Consider the following 1,629-nt stretch of genomic DNA (forward strand, 5'->3'; position numbering starts at 1 on the left):
GGATGCCGTTGGTTAATTCGGATCCTCTCGTGACTTCGGCTCCCAAGACCTGGTTGTGGTCTTGGGAGCCGACGTCGTTTGGGGAGGGTATCGATGTCGATGCGGCCGGAGGAGCCGGGGGAGATTCCGGCGGAGACGGTACGGGTGGCTCGGGCGGCTTTCCCGAAGGGGAGTCTGGCGATCCGGATGCGGGACGAACTGGGGCCGTTGTTCGGGGACGGGCAGTTCGCGGGTCTGTTCCCCGCGCGGGGGAAGCCCGCTTGGTCGCCGGGGCGGCTGGCGTTGGTGCTGGTGTTGCAGTTCGTGGAGGGGCTGACTGACCGGCGGGCCGCAGAGGCGGTGAGGGCCCGTATCGACTGGAAGTACGCACTGGGGCTTGAGCTGGCCGACGCGGGGTTCGACTACTCGGTGCTCTCGGAGTTCCGTGATCGGCTCATTGGAGCGGACGGCGGCCGGGAGATCCTGGACGCGGTGCTGGCCGCTGCCCGCCGGCGGGGCCTGATCACCGCTCGGGGCCGTGCACGGACCGACTCCACCCACGTGCTGTCCGCGGTGGGCGAGCTCAACCAGCTAGAACTGGTCGCGGAAACCCTGCGCTCGGCGCTGAACGCCGTGGCTTCGGCTGCACCGGACTGGCTGAGCGAGCATGCCCGGCCGGATTGGTTCAAGCACTACGCCACCCGGGCTGAGGACTCCCGTTTCCCCAAGGAGCGGACCCGGCGTGACCAGGCGTATCGGCGGGTCGGCAGCGACGGCATGCACCTGCTTCAGATGATCTGGGCGAAGGATGCGCCACCGGGCTTGAGGCAGCTGCCGCAAGCTGAGGTGCTGCGGCAGGTGTGGGTGCAGTACTTCCACCTGATCGAGGGGGAGGTGGCCCGCCGGGGCCCAAAAGACCGGCCACGGGGCCTGAAGCGCGTGGTGACTCCCTATGACTTGGATGCGCGCACCGGCGGGAAGCTCGACATCAATTGGGACGGCTACAAGGTCCACGTCACCGAGACGTGTGAGGAGAGCACCCCGCATCTGGTCACGAGCGTGGTGACCACGGTCGCGAGCGTCTCCGACGACCGGATGTCTGCCCCGGTCCACGCCGAACTCGCCCGGCGGGATCTGCTGCCGGGCGAGCACTGGGTGGATGCCGGTTATGCCAACGCCGGTGCCCTGTCCGCCGCCCGCCGTGACCACAGCATCGCTCTGCACGGACCGCTGAAGGCGGTGACTGTCCCCCACGCCCGCGGGGATGCCGCCTTCAGCCAGAACGCCTTCACCATCGACTGGGACAACCAGTACGTGACCTGCCCGAACGGCGCTGTCAGCACGCAATGGGCCGAGCGCCCCTCCAAGGAGGGCCTGCCGGAGGTCCGGGTCCGGTTCTCTCCGGCCGACTGCGGCACCTGCCCCCAGCTGCCCGAATGCGTCAACTCCCCCAGACCCCGACGGCGGGAGATCAACCTCCGGCCTCGTGACGAGTACGAAGCACTCCAGCAGGCGCGAAAGCTCCAGGCGACCGACGAGTGGAAGAACCGCTACAAGATCCGTGCCGGCATCGAAGGCACCATCTCCCAGGCAGTCCAAGTCTGCGGCCTGCGCAGATCCCGCTACCGCGGCCTGCCCAAGACGAGCCTC

1 protein-coding gene is annotated in these 1,629 nt (G+C 68.4%); it reads left to right on the top strand.

Going from position 1 to position 1,629, the window contains the following annotated elements; all coding sequences use genetic code 11:
• Positions 1 to 93: 93 nt before the first annotated feature.
• Positions 94 to 1,629, top strand: a 1,536-nt coding sequence (locus AB0M97_RS30795; protein WP_365964270.1) for an IS1182 family transposase, incomplete at its 3' end; no start/stop codon positions are given.

Origin of the sequence: Streptomyces sp. NPDC051207, from assembly GCF_040682395.1 — a bacterium.
Lineage (GTDB): Bacteria > Actinomycetota > Actinomycetes > Streptomycetales > Streptomycetaceae > Streptomyces.